Source organism: Methylobacterium sp. WL103, assembly GCF_008039885.1.
GTDB lineage: Bacteria > Pseudomonadota > Alphaproteobacteria > Rhizobiales > Beijerinckiaceae > Methylobacterium > Methylobacterium cerastii.
On sequence record NZ_VRUX01001267.1, the window covers coordinates 1 to 470 of the forward strand.

Here is a 470-nt window from a genome sequence, read left to right on the forward strand (position 1 = left end):
CCGCAGGCCCGCGGACGAGGTCGGCGCGCAATCGCCCCAGCCGACCACCCGCGGCGCGTAGGGCCTCGCGCCCCGCGCCTGCTCGTTGGCGGTCGCGAAGACCTGCAGCGGCCCGGCCACGTCGAGGAGCTGCACCGACGGGAAGGCCAGCACCTCGACGATGCGGGGCGCCCCCGTCGGCGCAGACTTGCCGGAAGAGTTTGGCTGGAAACGAGGGTCATCTGGCATCCTGGCCAGATCGTGCGGGATTAAGGCTCGCCTGTCCACCACGGAGACCCGCCATGATCCCGCCCGAGACCCACCTGCAGATCGGTTCCCTCCTGTTCGAGGGGCTGGACCAGATCGACCTCACCGGCCCCTTCGAGGTGCTGTCCCGCATCCCGAACGCGACCTACCGGATCTACGCGCCGACCGCCGAGAGCGTGCGCGACATCCGCGGCCTGCGGCTCACCCCCGACGCGGCCCTGGCC

The 470-nt window shown here is 71.9% G+C and carries 2 pseudogenes; one reads left to right on the forward strand and one right to left on the reverse strand.

What is annotated here, in order from left to right:
• Positions 1 to 228: pseudogene (locus tag FV222_RS31745) on the reverse strand (GlxA family transcriptional regulator); the annotation flags it as partial.
• Positions 229 to 281: 53 nt separating this feature from the next.
• On the opposite strand from FV222_RS31745, the pseudogene FV222_RS28940 reads away from it, so the two are divergent.
• Positions 282 to 470, forward strand: a pseudogene (locus tag FV222_RS28940) (DJ-1/PfpI family protein); the annotation flags it as partial.